Source organism: Pseudoalteromonas phenolica, from assembly GCF_005876835.1.
Lineage (GTDB): Bacteria > Pseudomonadota > Gammaproteobacteria > Enterobacterales > Alteromonadaceae > Pseudoalteromonas > Pseudoalteromonas phenolica_B.
On sequence record NZ_PPSW01000028.1, the window covers coordinates 32,843 to 57,265 of the forward strand.

19 protein-coding genes and 1 tRNA gene are annotated in these 24,423 nt (G+C 44.0%); 14 read left to right on the top strand and 6 right to left on the bottom strand.

Annotated elements, in window-relative coordinates:
* Window positions 1-23: 23 nt before the first annotated feature.
* From cysQ to cysG, 6 genes are all read right to left on the bottom strand, one after another.
* A complete protein-coding gene (gene cysQ / locus C1E24_RS17040; RefSeq protein ID WP_138483543.1) occupies window positions 24-794 on the bottom strand; it encodes a 3'(2'),5'-bisphosphate nucleotidase CysQ in 771 nt (256 codons plus the stop codon).
* Between the two features lie 3 nt (window positions 795-797).
* On the bottom strand, window positions 798-1,394 hold the full coding sequence (gene cysC, locus C1E24_RS17045) for an adenylyl-sulfate kinase (protein ID WP_138483545.1): 597 nt from the start codon (window positions 1,392-1,394) through the stop codon (window positions 798-800).
* A gap of 12 nt (window positions 1,395-1,406) precedes the next feature.
* Window positions 1,407-3,131, bottom strand: a complete 1,725-nt coding sequence (locus C1E24_RS17050) for an SLC13 family permease (protein ID WP_138483547.1) — start codon at window positions 3,129-3,131, stop codon at window positions 1,407-1,409.
* 158 nt (window positions 3,132-3,289) lie between these two features.
* Window positions 3,290-4,705 (bottom strand): sulfate adenylyltransferase subunit CysN, encoded by a 1,416-nt coding sequence (cysN, locus tag C1E24_RS17055; RefSeq protein ID WP_138483549.1) that lies wholly within the window; start codon window positions 4,703-4,705, stop codon window positions 3,290-3,292.
* Window positions 4,705-5,604 carry a sulfate adenylyltransferase subunit CysD gene (gene cysD / locus C1E24_RS17060; protein WP_058028504.1) on the bottom strand — a complete coding sequence of 300 codons (900 nt, stop codon included), beginning with the start codon at window positions 5,602-5,604 and terminating at the stop codon, window positions 4,705-4,707. Before cysD ends, cysN begins: the two co-directional genes overlap by 1 nt.
* A gap of 36 nt (window positions 5,605-5,640) precedes the next feature.
* Window positions 5,641-7,062: a siroheme synthase CysG gene (gene cysG / locus C1E24_RS17065; RefSeq protein ID WP_138483565.1), complete on the bottom strand. Its 1,422-nt coding sequence runs from the start codon at window positions 7,060-7,062 to the stop codon at window positions 5,641-5,643.
* 338 nt (window positions 7,063-7,400) lie between these two features.
* On the opposite strand from cysG, the gene deoC reads away from it, so the two are divergent.
* The 14 genes from deoC (at window position 7,401) to fusA (ending at window position 24,340) form a co-directional block, all read left to right on the top strand.
* A complete protein-coding gene (deoC, locus tag C1E24_RS17070) occupies window positions 7,401-8,144 on the top strand; it encodes a deoxyribose-phosphate aldolase (RefSeq protein WP_138483551.1) in 744 nt (247 codons plus the stop codon).
* On the top strand, window positions 8,137-8,637 hold the full coding sequence (locus C1E24_RS17075; protein WP_138483553.1) for a hypothetical protein: 501 nt from the start codon (window positions 8,137-8,139) through the stop codon (window positions 8,635-8,637). The genes deoC and C1E24_RS17075 overlap by 8 nt, the downstream gene beginning before the upstream one ends.
* 142 nt (window positions 8,638-8,779) lie before the next feature.
* Window positions 8,780-8,856, top strand: a tRNA-Trp gene (locus tag C1E24_RS17080).
* A gap of 132 nt (window positions 8,857-8,988) precedes the next feature.
* The gene (gene secE / locus C1E24_RS17085; RefSeq protein WP_138483555.1) at window positions 8,989-9,366 is read left to right on the top strand and encodes a preprotein translocase subunit SecE; all 378 of its coding nucleotides are present in this window, start codon (window positions 8,989-8,991) and stop codon (window positions 9,364-9,366) included.
* 4 nt (window positions 9,367-9,370) lie between these two features.
* Complete coding sequence (gene nusG / locus C1E24_RS17090; RefSeq protein WP_130256507.1) at window positions 9,371-9,928, top strand: transcription termination/antitermination protein NusG; 558 nt, start codon at window positions 9,371-9,373, stop codon at window positions 9,926-9,928.
* A 162-nt stretch (window positions 9,929-10,090) separates the two neighbouring features.
* Complete coding sequence (gene rplK / locus C1E24_RS17095; protein ID WP_010387320.1) at window positions 10,091-10,519, top strand: 50S ribosomal protein L11; 429 nt, start codon at window positions 10,091-10,093, stop codon at window positions 10,517-10,519.
* A 6-nt stretch (window positions 10,520-10,525) separates the two neighbouring features.
* Entirely contained in the window at window positions 10,526-11,230 is a 705-nt protein-coding gene (rplA, locus tag C1E24_RS17100; protein ID WP_138483556.1) for a 50S ribosomal protein L1, read from the top strand.
* Between the two features lie 332 nt (window positions 11,231-11,562).
* Complete coding sequence (rplJ, locus tag C1E24_RS17105) at window positions 11,563-12,057, top strand: 50S ribosomal protein L10 (RefSeq protein ID WP_058028510.1); 495 nt, start codon at window positions 11,563-11,565, stop codon at window positions 12,055-12,057.
* 77 nt (window positions 12,058-12,134) lie between these two features.
* On the top strand, window positions 12,135-12,497 hold the full coding sequence (gene rplL, locus C1E24_RS17110) for a 50S ribosomal protein L7/L12 (protein ID WP_138483557.1): 363 nt from the start codon (window positions 12,135-12,137) through the stop codon (window positions 12,495-12,497).
* 263 nt (window positions 12,498-12,760) lie between these two features.
* Window positions 12,761-16,786: a DNA-directed RNA polymerase subunit beta gene (gene rpoB, locus C1E24_RS17115; RefSeq protein ID WP_058028512.1), complete on the top strand. Its 4,026-nt coding sequence runs from the start codon at window positions 12,761-12,763 to the stop codon at window positions 16,784-16,786.
* 96 nt (window positions 16,787-16,882) lie between these two features.
* A complete protein-coding gene (gene rpoC / locus C1E24_RS17120) occupies window positions 16,883-21,064 on the top strand; it encodes a DNA-directed RNA polymerase subunit beta' (RefSeq protein WP_138483559.1) in 4,182 nt (1,393 codons plus the stop codon).
* Window positions 21,065-21,250: 186 nt separating this feature from the next.
* Window positions 21,251-21,625, top strand: coding sequence for a 30S ribosomal protein S12 (gene rpsL / locus C1E24_RS17125; protein ID WP_010387308.1), 375 nt, complete (start codon window positions 21,251-21,253; stop codon window positions 21,623-21,625).
* Between the two features lie 102 nt (window positions 21,626-21,727).
* Window positions 21,728-22,198, top strand: coding sequence for a 30S ribosomal protein S7 (gene rpsG, locus C1E24_RS17130; protein WP_058028514.1), 471 nt, complete (start codon window positions 21,728-21,730; stop codon window positions 22,196-22,198).
* A gap of 27 nt (window positions 22,199-22,225) precedes the next feature.
* The gene (fusA, locus tag C1E24_RS17135; RefSeq protein WP_138483561.1) at window positions 22,226-24,340 is read left to right on the top strand and encodes an elongation factor G; all 2,115 of its coding nucleotides are present in this window, start codon (window positions 22,226-22,228) and stop codon (window positions 24,338-24,340) included.
* Window positions 24,341-24,423 lie beyond the last annotated feature (83 nt).

The following is a 24,423-nucleotide window of genomic DNA, read 5'->3' on the forward strand; positions in this document are numbered from 1 at the left end:
TTCTATAAGTCCAGCAAGTACGATTAAGCCTCTAATCTCGATACGATAAAGTAAGGATTAAGGTAACTTTCTTTTTGATTGTACGTCAGTGATGAACCATCAACTTGGGTAATGGTCGCGCCTGCAATTTCAGCCACAGCATGACCCGCACCTGTATCCCACTCAGACGTAGGACCTAAACGCGGGTAAACATCTGCTTCGCCTTCTGCGACAAGGCAAAGTTTTAGTGAGCTGCCTTTCGGTACCATTTCTACGTCATCAAACTGCTCAAGATAAGCGGCTAAATCAGGTGATGGGTGTGAGCGAGAGCCCACTACTTTGATAAGACCAGTATTGGCTTTCTTAGTGATTTTGAGTTCTATACGTGCTTCGTCGCATTGTTTGAATGCACCGACTGCTTCTGCAGCAAGGTAACTGACATTTAAAGCAGGTGCGTGCACCACGCCTAAAATTGGTTTACCAGCTTTGATAAGCGCGATATTAACGGTGAATTCGCCATTCTTTTTAATGAACTCTTTGGTGCCATCAATTGGGTCAACTAGCCAATACTGGTTCCAAGTTTGACGTGTTGCCCAATCAATACCAGCACTCTCTTCACTTAATACCGGAATATCAGGGGTAAGTTGTTGCAAGCCAGCTGCAATGACTTTGTGTGCAGCCAGATCCGCATCGGTGACTGGACTTTCATCTTCTTTGTACTCAACGTTAAAGTCTTTCGCATAGATGCCCATAATGGCATCGCCTGCTTCAACGCTCAGTTGTAAAATTTCTTCTAACAGATCCGTTTGATTCATTACTTATCCAATTACTTGCTTGTCTTTCAGATACGCTACCAGTTGTTGTACTGATTGTTCAAGGCTATTCGCGCTGGTATCGATGCGGATCTCAGGATTAACAGGCACTTGGTAGTCTGAGTCTATGCCAGTGAAGTGTTTAATTTCACCTGCGCGGGCTTTCTTGTATAAGCCTTTCGGATCGCGTTGCTCACAAACATCTAACGGTGTATCTAAAAAGACTTCGATGAATTCACCGTCACCGACAAGGTTACGTACTATGTCGCGCTCAGCTTGGAATGGCGAGATAAACGCGGTGAGTACCACAAGCCCGGCGTCTACCATAAGCTTGCTTAGCTCACCAACACGGCGAATATTTTCGACGCGGTCTTCATCGCTGAAGCCTAAATCTTTACATAAACCATGGCGCACGTTGTCGCCATCGAGTAAATAAGTGTGTACACCTTGCTGGTGAAGGGCACTTTCTAGTGCGCCTGCAACTGTACTTTTACCTGAGCCTGAAAAACCGGTGAACCATAAAATCACTGGTTTGTGACCTTTTTGCTCGCTGCGTTGTGACTTGTTTACGGCATAGTTATGCCAAACGATATTTTCATCCATTGCATTACCTATTTAAAAAGGGAAAACCAGCGGTATTAAGGTCAACACCGTGATTGAATAAATAATTGAAAGCGGTAAGCCGACCGTAACATAGTCTTTAATACGGTAGTTACCTGCACTGTACACCATGAGGTTGGTTTGATAGCCAAATGGTGAAATAAAGCTCGCCGATGCGCCAAATGCCACTGCCATCACAAAAGGTAATGGGCTCACATCAAAACCAATGGCGAGTGCAAAGGCTACAGGGAAAGACAGCGCTGCCGCAGCGTTATTAGTAATGAGCTCAGTGAAAATCACGGTCATTACAAAAATAGCGATAAAAGCGCCATAAGGACCGAAGTCGCCAAGTAGATAAAAAAGCGCATCTGAAATTTGCGTGGCAAGCCCGGTGCCTATCATGAGTTTGGCCAAACCAATAGCGCTTCCGACAATGGCAAGTAGTTCAATCGGGAAGCGGCGCTTTAGCTCTGTCACTTTTACTGCGCCCATTGCAAATAGCGCGATTAAAAATACCAGCAACCCTTTAACCAGTGGTACCACATCAAAAATGCTTAACCCGATAACGGCCACAAAACCCGCTAATACCAAATTCGACTTTTTCGACTTAAGATGGGTCTGTAAATCAAGACCCGAAATATAAACGAATTCACGCTTCAAGTTAGGTAATTGATAAAACTCAGAGCCCGGTGCTAAAATAAGAGAATCACCTGCTTGTAAGCGCACTTGTCCTAAACCACCTTGCAGTCGGTCATGACCACGGCGGATAGCAATAACGGCAGCGTGCACTTGTTCACGAAAACGCACTTCTTTGACAGTTTTACCAACAAAGCGAGATGATTGGCTGATCACCACCTCGACTAAATGCTCAACGTCTTTTTCATGCTTGTCATGGACGATTTTCAAACCATCAAAGCGTTGTAGTAAAGGCACTGATTTGATGTCGCCAACAAACAGTAATATGTCGCCTTGTTGAATAACTTGCTGAGGCGTCACGGCGCAAATACGGCGGTCACCATGAATGATTTCAGCTAAGAATAAATCTTTTAAATCACGCAGACCGTTTTCTTCTACGGTGCGGCCAATCAGTTTTGAACCCGCTTCGACTTTGCCTTCAAGGTAAAAAGGCACCACTTCTTGGTCTTGTTTACCGTGATCAGGTAAATACTTCAGTAGCACGATAATGGTGATCAGGCCGACACTGAGTGCGCCTAAGCCCACTAAAGTAAAATCAAAAAAGCCCAGTGGTTGCATGCCTGCTTCGACGGCAAAACCATTGACGATTAAATTCGTTGAGGTACCGATAAGGGTTAAAGTCCCCCCTAAAATGGCGGTATAAGACAGCGGTAATAATAATTTGGAAGGCGAGTGGGTTGGGCTGTCTTTTATCGCTGAAATTAACGACGCCACCACTGCGGTATTATTAGTAAAAGACGATAAAAACGCAGTGGATAAGCCAAGCTTCATCACTGATTTAGAAAGAGTGCCTTTTGCTAACGATTGTGCAAGACCTTGCACTAGGGTTGTTTTCTCGATGGCAATCGACACCAAGATCAACAGAATAAGGGTGATAAGAGACGGGTTAGCATAGTTGGCTAACATCTCTTCTAACTCAATGAGACCCGTTAAATAGCCGGTGCCAATGGCACCGACAAATAACCAAGCTGGATTGAGGCGAGTGCCAAAGAGGCAACCCACCAATGTCAGCATAATGCCTGTTAATATGATCTGTTCGTACATTATTTAAAATTCCACATAACAGGCAATTACCCGTTGTCCTTCACAATGCACGGTTGTTGGCTTCGCGCATTCGCCAAATCACATAGGCGAACTATGCTCATTGGTCTCATTTGCTTGCCGCCTACGTGCATCATGAATTTCATAAGGTAATAAACAGCTTATTTAAGCTTGGTAATATCAAGCGCTTGCCAGTGCGGGAAGTGCTTGCGAACTAGGGCATTAAACTCAACTTCAAAGTCGCTAAACTGTGAGTGTTGCGTTGCTTGCTCTGAAAGAAGCGCCTCAATCATACCTGCACCAATTGTCAGGTTTGATAGACGGTCGATCAGAATGAATGCGCCAGTTTCGTGGTTGTTGCGATATACATCAGCCAGAATGCTTTCAGTTAGCTCTAACGTCACAATCGCAATTTCGTTTAGCTGAAGGCTGTCAGCTTGACCTTGCTCTAAGGTGTTTACATCAATGGTATGGTCAATCTTCTTCACGATAGCAGCAGTGTTTTTGCTGCCTAGCTTGAAGTTATAACTCTTACCTAGCACTAATGGCTCTTCGTGCATCCATACAAGTTTTGCTTGTACTTGGTTTGTTACAGCAGCTGTTGAGTCAACAGGCACGATCACATCACCACGGCTTACATCAACTTCATCGTTTAATGTAATGGTAAATGCTTGACCTGTTTGCGCTTGCTCTAAGTTACCGTCAAAGGTCACTAGCTCTTTGATGCTAGATTGCTTGCCAGATGGTAATACCTTAACCGCTTGACCAACCGTTAGTGAGCCCGATGTTAACGTGCCCTGGAAGCCACGGAAATCAAGGTTAGGACGCACCACATACTGGACAGGGAAGCGTGCTTCAAAGTCTGTGTTTGCTTGTGCTGCTGGAGAATCTTCAAGTAGCTCAAGCAGAGGCTTATCTGTGTAATAAGGTGTGTGCTCAGAACGCGTTACGACGTTGTCGCCTTTAAGCGCTGACATAGGCACAAACTTGATGTCAGATACATTTAACTGCTCAGCAAATTTCAAGTAGTCAGCTTTGATTTTTTCAAATACAGCTTCGTCAAAGTCCACGATGTCCATCTTGTTGATGGCAACAACGAACTGCTTGATACCTAATGAATCACAGATAAAGCTATGACGCTTAGTTTGAATTTGCACACCGTAGCGCGCATCAACTAAGATGATAGCCAAGTCACTCGTAGACGCACCCGTTACCATGTTACGTGTGTATTGCTCGTGTCCTGGAGTGTCAGCAATGATGAACTTACGCTTCGCCGTCGAGAAATAACGGTACGCAACATCAATGGTAATACCTTGCTCACGCTCAGCTTGTAGACCGTCAACAAGCAGTGCTAAGTCTAGCTCTTCACCTGCGTTACCCACTTTTTCGTTGTCTTTATGAAGTGCAGCTAGCTGATCTTCATAAATTTGGTGGCTGTCGTGTAATAGACGACCGATAAGCGTTGATTTACCGTCATCTACGCTACCACAAGTCATCATGCGTAAAAGGCTTTTGTCTTGTTGGCGCGCTAGATAAGCGTCAATACCTAATTCTCTTACTTCATTTGCCGTAGACATTAGAAATACCCCTCACGTTTTTTCTTCTCCATCGAACCTGATGAATCATGGTCAATTACTCGGCCTTCACGCTCAGAAGAGGTAGAAAGCAACATTTCTTCGATGATGCCAGTCAGAGTGTTTGCTTCTGACTCAACCGCACCAGTTAGTGGGTAACAGCCTAACGTACGGAAACGCACTGATTTCATCTCAGGCACTTCGCCTTCGTTTAATGGCATACGCTCATCGTCAACCATGATTAACGTACCGTCGCGCTCAACAACAGGGCGCTTTTCAGAAAGGTACAATGGCACGATTTCGATATTTTCTTGATAGATGTATTGCCAAATGTCTAGCTCAGTCCAGTTAGATAGAGGGAATACACGGATTGATTCGCCTGGGTTAACCTGACCGTTGTAGGTGTTCCAAAGCTCAGGACGTTGGTTTTTAGGGTCCCAACGGTGGTGCTTATCACGGAATGAGTACACACGCTCTTTTGCACGTGACTTTTCTTCGTCACGACGCGCACCACCAAAAGCAGCATCAAAGCCGTATTTGTCTAGTGCTTGTTTTAAGCCTTGTGTTTTCATCACGTCAGTGTGCTTAGCTGAACCGTGCGTAAACGGACCCACGCCCATGGCAATACCTTCTGGGTTTTTGTGGACGATTAAGTCAAAGTTATATTCTTTTGCTAAGCGGTCACGGAATTCGATCATCTCGCGGAATTTCCAATCTGTGTCTACGTGTAGTAGAGGGAAAGGAATTTTCGCTGGGAAGAATGCTTTACGCGCCAAGTGTAGAAGTACCGATGAGTCTTTACCGATAGAGTAAAGCATCACTGGGTTTTCAAACTCGGCTGCGACTTCGCGAATAATCTTTATACTTTCAGCTTCTAATTGCTGAAGGTGTGTTAAAGCCATTGTCGTCGTCCTACTTAAAAATTAAAAATAAAATCGTTACGCCACATCGGTCAGTGGCTGAGCAAAACTGCTGATCTGTGCACTTTGCCCAAACCAAGCTAACTCTTCATGTAAAGCAGCTACTTCTCCGATGATCAGTAGTGCTGGTGAGACAATCTCATGTGCCTCAATTTGTTCGGCCAATTGACCTAATTCGGTTCTAACCACGCGTTGATTCTTACGGGTACCATTTTCAACGATTGCAACTGGGGTGCTAGCACTACGGCCATGTTCTAGTAACTTAGCCTGAATATGCGGTGACTTGATCACACCCATGTAAATTGCCACTGTTTGATTAGGCTTAGCAAGCCCTTGCCAATCTAATTCTTGACCATCTTTTTTACAGTGACCCGTCACAAACTGGATTGCTTGTGCATGATCTCTGTGCGTTAAAGGAATACCGGCATAGGCGCTACACCCAGCTGCTGCAGTAATACCCGGAACAATTTGATAACGTACATCATGGGCTTTCAGTACTTGTACTTCTTCACCACCACGGCCGTAAATAAACGGATCGCCACCTTTGATTCGGCAGACTTTTTTGCCTTGTTTCGCAAGGTCGACCAACATCTGATTGGTGTCTTCTTGCTTAACACTGTGGTAGTTAAGGCGTTTACCGACACAAATTAAATCTGCATCGCGGCGTACTAAATCCATAATCTCATCAGAAACGAGGTAGTCATACACCACAACATCGGCTTGTTGCATAAGCTGTAACGCTTTAAGTGTTAGTAGCTCAGGATCACCGGGACCTGCACCAATCACATATACTTCGCCTTCTGGCTCAGCTTTGGCGTCGAGCATTTCGTGTAGTTGTTCGGTCGCAGCTTCGTTATCGCCTACTTGTACTTTACTTACCACACTTGAATCGAACACGCTTTCCCAAAATTGGCGGCGATCGGCAAAATGCTTAAAGCGTGCCTTTACCTTATCTCTGAAACTGCCTACTAGGGTAGCTAATGGACCAATATGTTGTGGAATAAGGGTTTCTAACTTCTCTCGTAAACGTCGAGCTAAAACCGGCGCAGTGCCTGCGCTTGAAATTGCAATGGTAATTGGATCACGGTCAACAATAGACGGGAAAATAAACGAGCACTTAGGCTGGTCGTCTACCACGTTGACGAAAATATTATGCTGGTTTGCCAATTCAAATACGGTGTTATTAACAGACTCAACATCAGTAGCAGCAATAACAAGCATTTTGCCTGCAAGGTGAGACTCATTAAAATAGTCTTTAATTAACGTAACTTCGCCATCTTGCTCGGCATCGAGTAACTCTTGGCAGAACTCAGGGGCCACAATCGTTACATCCGCACGTGCTTTTAAAAATGCACGCGCCTTACGAAGTGCAACATCACCGCCGCCGACAATCAGCACCGGTTTGTTATCAAGTTTGGTAAAGATTGGTAAGTACTGCACCATTTGCCCCTTAATTATATTCACATTCTGCTATTTTTATCGTGCAGAACATTACAGAGCAGCAGAATATAGCGGCTTTGAAACAGGAAAAAATAATTAAAACCTAATCTATATAACTAAAAGTTATAGAAGGGGGTTTGATTTGGTTTAAGGCTTTATTTACAAGCCCTTGAGCTAAGTTTTAGCTGTCTAATTAAGCTTATTATGTTTGGTTATGAGATATGCTAAACAGGTAAATTTGATTTTGAGCAGAGTCTTAAACGGACAAATGCCCTAGGATTGAGGCAATACATTCACTTAACTATGGTGAATGACTTACACATACACGGGAAACTACCATGACAATACAACAAGATGCAGCACAAGCATTGTCCCTAATGGACCTCACATCTTTAAATGAAAACGACACTGAGCAATCAATATTGGCATTGCTAGATAGTGTGCGCCCTGAAATTGGTCTGCCAGCTGCCATTTGCGTCTACTCACAATTTGTTGGTTTAGTAAAAAAAGAGCTGGCAAGAAGAAACTGGCAGTCAGTTAAAGTTGCAACAGTCACAAACTTTTATGATGGGGAGCAGTCATTAGACTCGGTACTTAATGAAACAAAACAAGCTTTATTAGACGGGGCTGACGAAATTGATTTAGTGATCCCATATAAAGAAGTGATACAGGGCGAGCTAGAGAATACCAAACTGTATGTTCATAAGAGCAAGCTGTTATGCACAGAATATGATGCTTGTCTCAAAGTAATCATAGAAAGTGGTGAGCTAAAAGCGCCTGAGCTTATTTGTAAAGTAAGTAGCTTAGCGATTGAAGCGGGTGCAGACTTTATTAAAACCAGCACCGGAAAAGTGCCTGTTAATGCCACTTTAGAAGCAACTGAAATTATGCTTGATGCAATTAATTCATCAGGCCGAGAAGTGGGCTTTAAAGCGGCGGGTGGAGTAAGAATAGTGGAAGATGCGAGTGCTTACTTACGACTTGCTGAACAAAAACTAGAATGCAGTAGTTTGACGCCAGCGCAATTCAGGTTCGGTGCATCAGGCTTATTAAAAGATATTCATAACACCTTAGATGCATAGATACAGCGAGCAAGAAAAAATAGAACTTGAGCATCAAGCTGCCAAGTTATTTTTAAAATGTTACGAAAAGGCGTATGGCACCCCTATGCGCCATATCTGGCATAATGAACCACGAAAACCCGATGTCAGCTGTTACCAAGGTGATCAGAAACTCGACATTGAAGTGGCGCATTTGTATGCCAGTGAAACCGAAGCTATGGCTGTACTTGGCAGACCGCTATCGTTATCGATGCAACGAGAATTGGCTGTGATGTCTCAGGCATCGTCTGAACAGCAGCTCAAAGTGGCATTAGGACGGTTATTGAATCAAAAAGCCAAGAAAAGCTATCAATCAGAGCGGACATGGTTGTTGATCCGTAACGCCAGTCCGATTTGGCATTACGATGATTTTAAAAACGTGCAGGCACAATTAAGCTTTCCAGATACCCACCCATTTGAGCAAATCTGGTTATTGTGTGATTTTCATCATGGTGACTTGTTACAGCTGGCATAATCGTTAAAATGCGCGAATGTTTTTGTTTGATTTATAACCATTGCTGGCGTGAGAATAGCGTAAGATTTGACAAAATTAAAATTTGCGCATCTTTTACTCTTGTTTTCGCTTTGTTCGTCAGTATAATGGGCATCCACTTTGCAGGGGCGTAGTTCCAATTGGTAGAACAGCGGTCTCCAAAACCGATGGTTGCGGGTTCGAGTCCTGCCGCCCCTGCCAATTCATACAGCTAGTCTAAACCTAAAATAATGTGGCCGTTCGATGAACCTCTCGCTTATTTGTAGATTTGGATTAATGGATTTACCCTGCCATATGCAGGGTCGTTGTGTCTGTATTTAAGGTAAATTTTTTATGAGCACGAATGTAGAAACTCCGTCAAACTCGATGGATACGGTTAAGTGGCTAGTATCAATTGCATTGCTATTAGGTGCAGTGGTAGGTAATTACATGTACGCTGACCTATCTGTGTTAGTGCGTGCGGTAGGTGTTGTTGTTGCAGTGGCGGCCGCTTTAGGTCTACTAGCAACTACTGAAAAAGGTCGTACTTTTATTGCTTTTGCAAAAGAGGCTAGAATTGAAGTACGCAAGGTTGTTTGGCCAACGCGTCAAGAAACAACGCATACAACTTTTATCGTAATGCTAGCAACAGTGGTAATGGCGTTAATCCTTTGGGGTTTAGACGGCATTTTATTCCGTATTGTTGGCTTTTTAACTGGATTGGAGATCTGATCCCATGTCGGATGAGAACAAAGAAAAGAAATTACGCTGGTACGTAATTCAAGCGTTTTCGGGTTTCGAAAAGCGCGTTGCTCAAACAATTATTGAGCACATTAAGATCGAAGGCTTAGAAGATAGCTTTGGTGAAGTACTAGTCCCTACTGAAGAAGTAGTTGAAATGCGTGCTGGTCAAAAGCGCAAATCTGAGCGTAAGTTCTTCCCAGGTTATGTTCTAGTTGAAATGGACATGAACGATGCGAGCTGGCACTTAGTAAACAGCACGCCACGTGTAATGGGTTTCATTGGTGGTACGTCTGATCGTCCAGCACCAATCAGCAAGAAAGAAGCTGACCGTATTCTTAACCGTATTCAAGAAAATGCTGAAGCGCCTAAGCCTGCAACATTGTTTGAAGTGGGTGAAGTGGTACGTGTAAACGATGGTCCATTCGCAGACTTCAGTGGTGTAGTTGAAGAGGTTGATTATGAGAAGAGCCGCCTAAAAGTGTCTGTTCTTATCTTCGGTCGTTCTACGCCAGTTGACCTTGAATTTGGTCAGGTAGAAAAAGACAAATAATTTCTTTTCGAAGAGATTGAAAAAGGCCGCTGGTTAATCTATAATCAGCGGCCTTTTGTTATCTGGTATAACAAAAGCACAGATTTTTTTAATTTGGGAAGCCGCTTGAGTACACGTCCTCGCGCGCACAAGGCAAAGACCCAACTAACGAGGTTATTTAAAATGGCAAAGAAAGTTGAAGCTCTAATCAAGCTACAAGTTGCTGCTGGTATGGCTAATCCTAGTCCTCCAGTAGGTCCTGCACTAGGTCAACACGGTGTAAACATCATGGAATTCTGTAAAGCGTTCAACGCACGTACAGAGTCTATCGAGAAAGGCGCTCCGGTTCCTGTAATCATCTCTGTTTACAACGACCGTTCATTCACTTTCGACATGAAAACTCCACCTGCTTCTTACCTTCTTAAGAAAGCAGCTGGCATCAAGTCTGGTTCTGGCCGTCCTAACACAGAAAAAGTGGGTACAGTAACACGTGCTCAACTAGAAGAGATCGTTGAGACTAAACGTCCTGATCTTACTGCTGCTGATATGGATGCAGCTGTACGCACGATTGCAGGTTCTGCACGTGCAATGGGCTTGAATGTAGAAGGGTAATTGAGAATGGCTAAATTAACTAAGCGTATGCGCGTAATCCGCGAAAAAGTTGACGTAACTAAAGAGTACGAAATCAACGAAGCTGTTGCTCTTCTTAAAGAACTAGCTACTGCTAAATTCACTGAAAGTGTTGACGTTGCTGTTAACCTTGGTATCGATGCACGTAAATCTGACCAAAACGTTCGTGGTGCAACTGTACTTCCAAACGGTACTGGCCGTGACGTTCGCGTTGCTGTATTCACAGCTGGCGCAAACGCTGAAGCTGCTAAAGAAGCGGGTGCTGATTTAGTAGGTATGGAAGAACTTGCTGAGCAAGTTAAGAAAGGCGAAATGAACTTTGACGTTGTTGTTGCTTCTCCAGATGCAATGCGCGTTGTTGGTCAACTAGGTCAAATCCTAGGTCCACGTGGTCTTATGCCTAACCCTAAAACTGGTACTGTAACACCTAACGTTGCAGAAGCAGTTAAAAATGCTAAAGCTGGTCAGGTTCGTTACCGTAACGACAAGAACGGTATCGTTCACACGACTATCGGTAAAGTTGACTTCACTGCTGAACAGCTACAACAAAACCTTGAAGCACTACTTGTTGCTCTTAAGAAGGCTAAGCCTTCTCAAGCGAAAGGTACTTACTTGAAGAAAGTAAGCATCTCAACAACTATGGGCGCAGGTGTTGCTGTTGACCAAGCTACTCTAAACACGCAAGTAGCGTAATTTAGAAATTAGCATTTACATGGCGTAAAATTTGAACTATAATTTTGCGCCATTTCGTTGAGAACTTGTTCTCTAGCGAAGTAAAGAATTCGGGTTGAAGCGCATAATTTCGTGTATTGTTAACCAGTTGGTCTACAATCAAACGATAAATTGCGTTTCCGTCCAAGACCGTAGGTGGTGAAAGCCTTAATAATTCCTACGTAGACGGTGTGAATCCCAGCTAGATTTTCCTAATCTTCTGGCTCTCGCCGTAAAAAGCACCTCAGCAATTTTGTTGAGGTAAGAGTAGAACTGAAAACCATTAGGTTTTTAATTAACCAGGAGTAACACCCATGGCTTTAAACCTTCAAGACAAGAAAGCAATTGTTGCTGAAGTTAATGAAGTTGCCAAAGGTGCTCTATCTGCAGTAGTTGCAGATTCTCGTGGTGTGACAGTTGATGCTATCACTGCTCTTCGTAAAGAAGCTCGTGAAGCAGGCGTTTGGATGAAGGTTGTTCGTAACACCCTAGCTAAACGTGCTGTTGAAGGTACTGATTATGAGTGTCTTAACGAGTCTCTAGTAGGCCCAAGCCTAATCGCTTTTTCTTCAGAGCACCCAGGTGCTGCTGCGCGTATCTTCTCAGATTTCGCGAAAAAGAATGAGCTATTCGAGCTTAAGTCTGCTGCATTCGAAGGCAATATCGTTGACGTAGATATGCTTGCTAAGCTACCTACTTACGACGAAGCTGTTGCACGCTTAATGAGCGCTATGAAAGAAGCGTCTGCTGGCAAATTGTGTAAAACAATTGAAGCAGTTCGCGTTAAGAAAGAAGAAGAAGCTGCTTAATTTTAAGCCTTTATTCACTTTCTCATTTAAAAATTTTTTTGAACCTCATGGGTTCGTAATTAATTAGGAAATTTACAATGTCTGTAACTAAAGACCAAATCCTTGACGCGATTGCTGAAATGTCAGTAATGGAAGTTGTTGAACTAGTTGAAGCAATGGAAGAAAAGTTCGGCGTAACTGCAGCTGCTGCTGTTGTTGCTGCAGGTCCTGCTGAAGCTGCTGAAGAAAAGACTGAGTTCGACGTAATCCTAGCTGCTGCTGGCGCGAACAAAGTTGCTTCAATCAAAGCTGTACGTGGTGCAACTGGTCTTGGCCTTAAAGAAGCAAAAGCTCTTGTTGAGTCTGCTCCTGCGCCAATCAAAGAAGCTGTTTCTAAAGAAGAAGCTGAAGCACTTAAGAAAGATCTTGAAGAAGCTGGTGCTGAAGTTGAGATCAAGTAATCTAGCTACGGCTAGGTTCGCTGCCTGAGCAATCAGGCAAGGGCTGGTGATTATTTAATCACCGGCCCTTTTGCGCTCTAGTATGATCATATTTACTAGACGCAAAAAACTCTAAATTTCACTTTTATTTCAATAACTTAAGTTTTTGCTAATAGCAGTGGCATTTAGTGCAACAATGAGATGTTGTTATCATGGCTTAGATGCCAGTAATGCTGTTCTTACAAGAACAGGTTGGGTCAAAGATCAGCAAGCTGAGGAACCCCATGGCTTACTCTTATTCTGAAAAGAAACGTATCCGTAAGGATTTTGGTAAACGTCCACAAGTTTTGGATATACCTTTCTTACTGTCTACACAGTTAGAATCGTTCAAAAAATTCTTGAATCCTGACGCTGTAGGCGACTATGGACTGGAAGCTGCATTCCGCTCTGTTTTCCCTATTAAAAGCTACTCGGGTAATTCTGAGCTCCAATACGTAAGTTACCGTATTGGCGAGCCAGTATTCGATGTAAAAGAATGTCAAATTCGCGGCGTGACTTATTCTGCTCCACTTCGCGTAAAATTACGTCTTGTGCTAATGGATAAAGAAGCACCAGGCACAGTTAAAGACATTAAAGAGCAAGAAGTTTACATGGGCGAAATCCCGCTCATGACCGATACCGGTACTTTTGTAATCAATGGTACAGAGCGTGTTATCGTTTCTCAGCTACACCGTTCACCTGGTGTATTCTTTGATAACGACCGTGGTAAGTCACACTCTTCAGGTAAAGTACTTTATAACGCACGTGTTATCCCTTACCGTGGTTCATGGTTAGACTTTGAATTTGATGTAAAAGATAACCTTTATGTACGTATCGACCGCCGTCGTAAGTTACCGGCGTCTATCATTTTACGTGCTTTAGAGTTTACATCTGAAGAGATCTTAGCAATGTTCTTCGAAACGACAACGTTCGAAGTTGCTAACGGTAAAGTATTAATGGAGCTTGTTCCTTCACGTCTTCGTGGTGAAACAGCAGCATTTGATATTAAAGACAAAGACGGTGACGTGATCGTTGAAGCCGGTCGTCGTGTTACTGCTCGTCATATCAAGACTCTTGAAAAGAAAGAAATTACACAACTTGAAGTACCACACGAGTACATCATTGGTCGTGTAGTAGCGAAGAACTACATCGATGAGTCTACTGGTGAAATCATCGCAGAAGCGAATGCTGAACTTTCACTAGAGCTAATGGCTGAGCTTGTTAAAGCAGGTCACGCGCAAATCGACACACTTTACATCAATGATGTAGACAGTGGTGCATACATTTCAGATACATTACGTATCGATTCTTCTACAAACCGTTTAGAAGCGCTTGTAGAAATCTACCGTATGATGCGCCCTGGTGAGCCACCAACGAAAGACGCTGCAGAAGCTTTATTCGAAAACTTATTCTTTACTGAAGAGCGTTATGACCTATCAACTGTAGGTCGTATGAAGTTCAATAGCCGTGTAGGTTATGATTCAGATACAGGCCCAGGTACACTGAGCAAAGAAGATATCGTATCAGTAATGAAAGTATTGATCGATATTCGTAACGGTAAAGGCGAAGTGGATGATATTGACCACCTAGGCAACCGTCGTATCCGTTCTGTAGGTGAAATGGCTGAAAACCAATTCCGTGTTGGTTTAGTACGTGTTGAACGTGCTGTTCGTGAGCGTTTAAGCTTAGGTGATCTTGACAATGTAATGCCTCAAGACCTAATCAACGCGAAACCTATTTCAGCAGCAGTTAAAGAATTCTTTGGCTCTTCACAGCTGTCACAGTTCATGGACCAAAACAACCCGCTTTCAGAAGTAACGCACAAGCGTCGTATTTCTGCATTAGGTCCGGGTGGTCTTACACGTGAACGTGCAGGCTTCGAAGTTCGAGACGTACACGTAACGCACTACGGTCGTGTTTGTCCTATCGAAACGCCTGAAGGTCCAAACATCGGTCTGATCAACTCACTTTCTACATACGCACGTACTAACGACTATGGTTTCTTAGAAACACCATACCGTAAAGTTGTTGATGGCGTAGTAAGCGACGAAGTTGATTACCTATCAGCTATCGAAGAAGGTCAATTCGTAATCGCTCAGGCGAACACGAACCTGAACGACAGCAATGAATTTATTGATGAGTTAATCCCATGTCGTCACAAAGGTGAATCGACATTTATGGGTCGTGATGACATCCAATATATGGACGTATCACCTCAGCAGGTTATCTCAGTTGCAGCAGCACTAATCCCATTCCTAGAACACGATGATGCTAACCGTGCACTAATGGGATCGAACATGCAACGTCAAGCAGTACCAACACTACGCGCTGATAAGCCGTTAGTAGGTACAGGTATCGAGCGTACACTAGCAAAAGATTCTGGTGTAACAATCGTTGCTAAGCGTGGCGGTGTTGTAAAGTATGCTGACGCAAGCCGTATCGTAGTTAACGTAAATGAAGAAGAGCGCATCCCAGGTGAAGCGGGCATCGACATTTACAACTTAACTAAATACACACGTTCTAACCAAAATACGTGTATCAACCAGAAACCAACTTGTATGGTTGGTGAGCCGGTTGTACGTGGTGACGTATTAGCAGATGGTCCTTCGACTGACTTAGGTGACTTAGCACTAGGTCAAAACCTTCGCGTGGCATTCATGCCATGGAATGGTTACAACTTCGAGGATTCAATCTTACTATCTGAGAACGTTGTAAAAGAAGATCGTCTAACAACAATCCACATCCAAGAACTTCAGTGTATCGCACGTGATACTAAGCTTGGTCCTGAAGAGATCACGGCTGATATTCCGAATGTAGGTGAGTCTGCACTTGGAAAACTGGATGAGTCTGGTGTTGTTTACATCGGTGCTGAAGTAAAAGGTGGCGACATCCTTGTAGGTAAAGTAACACCTAAAGGCGAAACGCAACTTACTCCAGAAGAAAAGCTACTACGTGCTATCTTCGGTGAAAAAGCATCTGATGTTAAAGACAGCTCACTACGCGTACCAAACTCTGTAACTGGTACAGTGATCGACGTACAAGTATTCACTCGTGACGGCGTTGAAAAAGACAAGCGAGCGTTAGAAGTTGAAGAAATGCAGCTTCGTGAAGCGAAGAAAGACTTCAACGAAGAGTTCAGAATCCTTGAAGGCGGTATCTTAACACGCGTACGTACATTACTTGTACAAGCGGGTCTAAGTGAAGAGAAAGTAGCTGAATTAAGCACTGACAAGCTACTAACTCAAAGCCTAGCTGATGAACAGCAACAAGCTGATCTTGAGCAACTTGCTGCACAGTACGATGAGCTTAAAGCAGAATACGACAAGAAGTTTGAAAACAAACGTCGCAAGATCACTCAAGGTGATGACTTAGCACCAGGCGTACTTAAGATTGTTAAAGTATACCTAGCTGTTAAACGTCGTATCCAACCAGGTGATAAGATGGCTGGTCGTCACGGTAACAAAGGTGTTATCTCGACAATCGTACCAGTAGAAGATATGCCATACGATGACAAAGGTCGTACTGTAGATATCGTACTTAACCCGCTGGGTGTACCATCTCGTATGAACATCGGTCAGATCTTAGAAACACACATGGGTCTGGCTGCACGTGGTATCGGTGAAACGCTAGAAGAGATGATGAAAGAGCAGCGTGAAATTCACGAAATGCGCGATTTCATTGCAAAAGCTTACGCAGTAGGTGATTGCCGTCAGAAAGTTGATATTGCTAGCTTCTCTGATGATGAAGTTCGTCGTCTTGCGAACAACCTGAAAGGTGGTCTACCTATCGCGACTCCTGCATTCGATGGTGCACGTGAGTCAGAGATCAAAGACCTTCTTGAGCTAGGTGGTTACCCACGTAGCGGTCAGGTAACGCTATATGATGGTCGTACTGGTGATGCGTTTGAGCGTCAAGTAACTGTTGGTTACATGTACATGCTGAAACTAAACCACTTAGTAGACGACAAGATGCACGCGCGTTCTACTGGTTCTTACAGCCTAGTAACTCAGCAGCCGCTGGGTGGTAAGGCACAGTTCGGTGGTCAGAGATTCGGTGAGATGGAGGTATGGGCATTAGAAGCATACGGTGCTGCTTATACACTTCAAGAGATGCTGACGGTTAAGTCAGATGACGTAAATGGTCGTACTAAGATGTATAAGAACATCGTTGACGGTAACCACAAGATGGAACCGGGTATGCCAGAGTCATTCAACGTATTGTTGAAAGAAATCCGCTCACTAGGTATCAACATCGAGTTGGAAGAAAATTAATCCGACAGCCGCAGCTAAGCTGCGGCTCCCCGGACTGAAAGAATGTAGGGGCAAGCATTGCTTGCCCTCGAGATTAACTCCGACAGGAGAGCTAAGGTGAAAGACTTACTTAAGTTTTTGAAGCAACAAAATAAGACCGAAGAATTTGATGCGATCCGCATCGGTCTTGCTTCACCAGACATGGTACGTTCTTGGTCTTACGGCGAAGTTAAAAAGCCTGAGACAATTAACTATCGTACGTTCAAGCCTGAGCGTGACGGCTTATTCTGTGCCCGTATTTTCGGCCCAGTAAAAGATTATGAGTGTTTATGTGGTAAATATAAGCGCTTAAAGCACCGTGGTGTTATTTGTGAAAAGTGTGGCGTAGAAGTTACTTTAACTAAAGTACGTCGTGACCGTATGGGTCACATTGAGCTAGCTAGCCCAGTTGCACACATTTGGTTCCTTAAGTCATTACCGTCTCGTATCGGCCTAATGCTAGATATGACACTTCGTGACATCGAGCGCGTACTTTACTTCGAATCATTCGTAGTAACTGAGCCAGGTATGACTACGCTAGAGCGCGGTCAGCTATTAGGCGAAGAAGAGTACCTAGATGCACTTGAAGAGCACGGTGATGAGTTCGAAGCTAAGATGGGTGCAGAAGCTGTACTTGATCTACTTAAAGAACTAGACCTAGGTCAGCTTATCGCAGAAATGCGTGAAGAGTTACCAACTATCAACTCTGAAACTAAGCGTAAGAAGATCACTAAGCGCCTTAAGCTGATGGAATCTTTCCACCAGTCAGGTAATAACCCTGAGTGGATGATCATGAGCGTGCTTCCGGTTCTTCCACCAGATCTTCGTCCTCTAGTACCACTAGATGGCGGTCGTTTTGCAACGTCTGATCTGAACGACCTTTACCGTCGTGTTATTAACCGTAACAACCGTCTTAAGCGTCTACTTGACTTAGCTGCACCAGACATCATCGTACGTAACGAAAAGCGTATGTTACAAGAAGCGGTTGATGCGCTACTTGATAATGGTCGTCGCGGTCGTGCGATCACAGGTTCTAACAAGCGTCCACTTAAGTCGCTTGCAGACATGATCAAAGGTAAGCAAGGTCGTTTCCGTCAAAACCTTCTAGGTAAGCGTGTTGACTACTCAGGCCGTTCTGTAATCACAGTTGGTCCTACGCTTAAACTTCACCAGTGTGGTCTTCCTAAGAAGATGGCACTTGAGCTATTCAAGCCATTCATCTACGGTAAGCTAGAGCGTCGTGGCATGGCGACAACCATCAAAGCTGCGAAGAAGATGGTTGAGCGTGAAGTACCAGAGGTATGGGACGTACTAGACGAAGTAATCCGTGAGCACCCGGTTCTACTTAACCGTGCACCAACACTTCACCGTCTTGGTATCCAAGCGTTTGAACCTGTTCTAATCGAAGGTAAAGCAATCCACCTACACCCACTAGTGTGTGCGGCATATAACGCTGACTTCGATGGTGACCAAATGGCGGTACACGTACCGTTAACATTAGAAGCACAGCTAGAAGCACGTGCCCTAATGATGTCAACGAACAACATTCTATCACCAGCGAACGGTGAGCCTATTATCGTTCCTTCACAGGACGTTGTATTAGGTCTTTACTACATGACGCGTGATCGCATCAATGCCAAAGGTGAAGGCATTGTATTTAAAGATGCGAAAGAAGCTGAAAAAGCTTACCGTACAGGTGTTGCTGAACTTCATGCTCGCGTTAAAGTTCGTATTACAGAAACTGTTATCGACGAAGAGACTGGTGAGCGTTCACAACAGACTTCTGTTGTAGAGACAACTGTTGGTCGTGCGATCCTTTCTCTAAGCACACCTGAAGGCTTACCATTTGAGCTTATCAACCGTGCATTAGGTAAGAAGCAGATTTCTGCACTTCTAAATGAGTGTTACCGTCGTCTAGGCCTAAAAGACACAGTCGTGTTTGCTGACCAAGTAATGTATACAGGTTTCCATTACGCTATGAAGTCAGGTGTATCTATCGGTATTAACGATATGGTAATCCCACCGACGAAAGCAGGCATCATTGAAGCAGCTGAAGCGGAAGTATCTGAAATCAACCAACAGTTCCAATCAGGTCTTGTAACTGCGGGTGAGAAGTACAACAAAGTAATCGATATCTGGTCACGTGTTAACGAAAACCTTTCACGTGAAATGATGGCGAACTTATCGAAAGATACCGTTGTGAATGCACAGGGTGAAGAGGAAGAACAGCCTTCTTTCAACTCGGTATTCATGATGGCCGACTCAGGTGCTCGTGGTAGTGCTGCTCAGATCCGTCAGTTAGCGGGTATGCGTGGCCTAATGGCTCGTCCAGATGGTTCAATCATCGAAACACCAATCACGGCGAACTTCCGTGAAGGTCTAAACGTACTACAGTACTTTATCTCGACGCACGGTGCGCGTAAAGGTCTAGCCGATACAGCACTTAAGACAGCGAACTCGGGTTACCTAACTCGTCGTCTAGTAGATGTTGCACAAGACTTAGTTATCACTAATGCGGACTGCGGCACGTTAGACGGTCTAACAATGAAGCCATTAATTGAAGGTGGTGATGTTGTTGAGCCGCTTCGCGAACGTGTATTGGGTCGTGTTGTTGCTGAAGATATCCTAAAGCCAGGTACTGACGAAGTACTTGTTGAACGTAACATTATGCTTGACGAAAAACTGTGTGACCTTTTAGAAGAGCACTCGGTAGATGAAGTACGCGTACGTTCAGTTATCACATGTGATAATGACTATGGTGTATGTGCTAACTGTTACGGTCGTGACCTAGCACGTGGTCACATCATTAACGCGGGTGAATCTGTAGGTGTAATCGCTGCTCAATCAATCGGTGAGCCGGGTACACAGCTTACGATGCGTACGTTCCACATTGGTGGTGCGGCATCAAGAGCCTCAGCAGAAAACAGCGTACAAGTTAAAAACAACGGTAGCCTGAAGTTACACAATGCAAAATACGTATTAAACACTGACGGTAAGATTGTTATCACTTCACGTTCAACTGAGATCACAATCATTGATGATCACGGTCGTGAGAAAGAGCGTTATAAGGTACCTTACGGTGCTGTACTTTCTGTACAAGATGGTGCAGAAGTTAAAGGTAACGATATCGTTGCAACATGGGATCCGCACAGTCACCCAATCATTCTTGAGCATGAATCAAAAGTGTCATTCTCTGACATTGATGATAGCAACACAGAAGCGCAGACTGATGACCTTACAGGTTTAACACGTGTTGTTGTTAAAGACCTATCTAAGGTTAATGCGAAAGAGCCTAAGCTAATCATTGAAAACGAAGAACGTGGTCTTCAAGAGATCCGTCTACCTTCATTCACAACGATTGAAATCACAGATGGCGCAACAGCGGCACCTGGTCAGGTTCTAGCGCGTATTCCACAAGAAGGTTCGAAGACTCGTGACATCACGGGTGGTCTACCTCGAGTTGCTGACTTATTCGAAGCGCGTAAGCCAAAAGATCCTGCAATCCTTGCAGAAATCACAGGTGCTGTGAGTTTCGGTAAAGAGACAAAAGGCAAGAAACGTCTTGTTATCACTCCAGAAGAGGGTGATGCATACGAAGAGATGATCCCGAAATGGCGTCAGCTTAACGTATTCGAAGGTGAGCAGGTTTCTAAAGGTGAAGTTATCGCCGATGGTCCAGAGTCTCCGCACGATATCCTTCGTCTTCGTGGTGTAACAGATGTATCTAACTACATTGTTAACGAAGTACAAGAAGTTTACCGCTTACAGGGTGTAAAGATTAACGATAAGCACATCGAAACGATTATTCGCCAAATGCTACGTAAGTGCATCATCTTAGACGGTGGTGATACTGAGTTCTTAGCAGGTGAACAAGTTGAAGTGGCACGCGTTAGTATTGCAAACCGTGACTTAGAGAAGCAAGGTAAGATCCCAGCTAAGTATGAAATTCAGCTGATGGGTATTACTAAAGCGTCTCTTGCAACAGAATCTTTCATTTCTGCAGCATCATTCCAAGAAACAACTCGTGTTCTTACGGAAGCAGCAGTAAATGGTAAGAGCGATGAGCTACGTGGCTTGAAAGAGAACGTAATCGTAGGCCGTCTGATCCCAGCCGGTACAGGTTTCGCGTATCACCAAGAACGTATGAATCGTCGTAAGCAAGCTGAGCTTCCAGTTGAAGAGCAAACAGTAAGCGCTGAAGAGGCAACTCAAGCACTAACTGATGCACTGAACGCTGATCTATTAGGTGGCGAAGAGTAATTCTTCCCACTAAATAGCTAAAAATAACGGGCAAGTCTGAGAAATCAGGCTTGCCCGTTATTTTTTGGTTGACAGCTCAATCTTTGCTCATTAAAATTCCGCCACCCATTTATTCGTTCGAATAAAAGAATGTTTAAATAGGGCAGATTTTTCATTTTTCAGTAGTAATTAATCAGGAGCTATTTAATGGCAACTATTAACCAGCTAGTGCGTAAGCCACGTCGTAGCAAGGTTACAAAGAGCAACTCTGCTGCTCTTAAAGCTTGTCCACAGAAACGTGGTGTATGTACTCGTGTATATACAACAACACCTAAGAAACCAAACTCTGCATTACGTAAAGTAGCGCGTGTACGTTTAACTAACGGTTTCGAAGTAACTTCATACATCGGTGGTGAAGGTCACAACCTTCAAGAACACAGTGTTATCCTAATCCGTGGTGGTCGTGTTAAAGACTTACCGGGTGTACGTTTCCACACTGTTCGTGGTGCACTTGACTGTGCAGGCGTAAATGACCGTAAACAAGGTCGTTCTAAGTACGGTGCTAAACGCCCTAAGGGCTAATGGTTCTCCGTTAGTAAGGCCAAGCACTTAAATTTTTAATTTTTATATTTTGTTTTGGGAGTCGCTGAAGTAAAGCGAACCTGAAGATACCGGAGAAATAAAATGCCTAGAAGACGCGTTATAGGTCAACGTAAAATTCTTCCAGATCCTAAGTTCGGATCAGAACTTCTTGCTAAATTCGTTAACGTAGTAATGTTAGACGGCAAGAAATCTACTGCTGAAAAAATCGTTTACGGTGCGTTAGACGTGGCTGCTGAGAAATCAGGCAAGTCGCACCTAGAAATCTTTGAAGCTGCACTTGAAAATGTACGTCCAGCGGTTGAGGTTAAATCTCGCCGTGTTGGTGGTTCTACATACCAAGTTCCAGTTGAAGTACGTCCAGTACGTCGTAACGCATTAGGTATGCGTTGGTTAGTTGATGCTTCTCGTAAGCGTGGCGAAAAGTCAATGGGCCTTCGTCTTGCTCAAGAGATGCTTGATGCAGCTGACAACAAAGGCACTGCGGTTAAGAAACGTGAAGACGTTCACCGTATGGCTGAAGCGAACAAAGCATTCGCTCACTACCGTTGGTAGTCTGCTAACACCTTTTAAGAGGATATTATGGCACGTACAACTCCTATTGAGCGTTACCGTAACATCGGTATTTGTGCTCACGTAGATGCAGGCAAAACCACCACAACAGAACGAGTTCTGTTCTACACGGGTCTTTCTCATAAGATCGGTGAAGTTCATGATGGTGCTGCAACTATGGACTGGATGGAGCAGGAGCAGGAGCGTGGTATTACCATTACTTCTGCTGCCACAACGTGTTTCTGGAAAGGGATGGATGCTCAGTTTGATGAGCATCGTATTAACATCATCGATACACCAGGACACGTAGATTTCACTATCGAAGTAGAGCGTTCATTACGTGTACTTGATGGTGCTGTCGTGGTTTTATGTGCTTCATCAGGTGTACAACCACAAACGGAAACAGTCTGGCGTCAGGCCAATAAATACGAAGTTCCTCGTATGATCTTCGTAAATAAAATGGACCGTACAGGCGCTGACTTCCTAGCAGTTGTGGATCAGGTGAAGAACCGTTTAGGTGCGACACCTGTGCCAATTCAGTTACCAATTGGTGCTGAAGACGAATTTAAAGGTGTTATCGATCTAATCAAAATGAAAGCAATCAACTGGAACGAATCGGACCAGGGGACGACTTTCACTTATGAAGAGATCCCAGCAGACCTTCAAGACCTAGCAGAAGAATGGCGAGCAGAAATGCTTGAGTCTGCTGCTGAAGCGTCTGAAGAGCTAATGGACAAATATCTTGAAGAAGGTGACTTAAGCGAGGCTGAGATTAAAGCTGCGCTACGTCAACGCACACTGGCCAATGAAATCGTGCCAATGACTTGCGGAAGTGCATTCAAGAACAAAGGGGTTCAAGCAGTGCTTGACTCGGTTGTTGAATACATGCCTTCGCCTACAGAAGTAAAAGAGATCCAAGGTATCCTCGAAGACGAAACCGAAGGAACTCGACCAGCTGACGACAATGCACCTTTTTCTGCATTAGCATTTAAAATTGCAACTGACCCGTTTGTTGGTACATTGACTTTCTTTAGAGTTTATTCAGGTACAGTGAAGCAGGGCGATGCAGTTTATAACCCTGTTAAATCGAAAAAAGAGCGTTTAGGCCGTATTGTACAAATGCATGCTAATTCTCGCGAAGAAATTAAAGAAGTTCGCGCGGGTGACATTGCAGCTGCAATCGGTTTGAAAGATGTGACTACGGGTGACACGCTTTGTTCGAGTGATTCAGTGATTACCTTAGAGCGTATGGAGTTTCCAGAGCCGGTAATTTCTGTAGCGGTTGAACCGAAAACTGTAGCTGACCAAGATAAAATGGGTATAGCACTAGGTAAACTAGCTGCAGAAGACCCATCTTTCCGTGTTGAAACAGATGAAGAGTCTGGCCAAACCATCATCTCTGGTATGGGTGAGCTTCACCTTGATATCATTGTTGACCGTATGAAACGCGAGTTTGGTGTTGTGTGTAACGTAGGTAAACCTCAAGTTGCATACCGCGAAACAATTCGTGCTTCAGTGGAAGCTGAAGGTAAATTTGTACGTCAATCAGGTGGTCGTGGTCAATACGGTCATGTTTGGCTTAAACTTGAACCAATGGAAATTACGGACGACGAATCTCCAACTTACGAATTCGTGAACGAAATCGTAGGTGGCGCTGTTCCGAAAGAATATATTCCAGCGGTTGATAAAGGTATTCAAGAGCAGATGCGCCAAGGTGTCTTGGCTGGCTATCCGTTACTTGGTGTTAAAGCAACGTTATTCGATGGTTCTTTCCACGATGTTGACTCTAACGAAATGGCCTTTAAGATTGCAGGTTCAATCGGTTTCCGTGATGGTGCGCTAGACGCAGATCCAGTTATCCTAGAACCTGTTATGAAAGTTGAAGTAATCACCCCTGAAGAGAACATGGGTGATGTAGTAGGCGACTTAAACCGTCGTCGTGGTATGATCGAAGGTATGGAAGAAGCGTTTGGCGGCTTGAAGCAAGTTAATGCTCAAGTACCACTTTCTGAAATGTTCGGTTATGCAACTGATCTTCGCTCTGCAACGCAGGGTCGCGCATCATACTCTATGGAGTTCTCCAAGTATGCTGAAGCAGCCAAAAACGTTACAGAGGCAATAATTGCAGCTCGCGCTGTAAGATAATTTTAGTTCGGTCCGATTCATACTGGATCGGACTTTAATTTCTTTTATAGGAAATTTTTAAGATGGCAAAAGAAAAGTTTGAA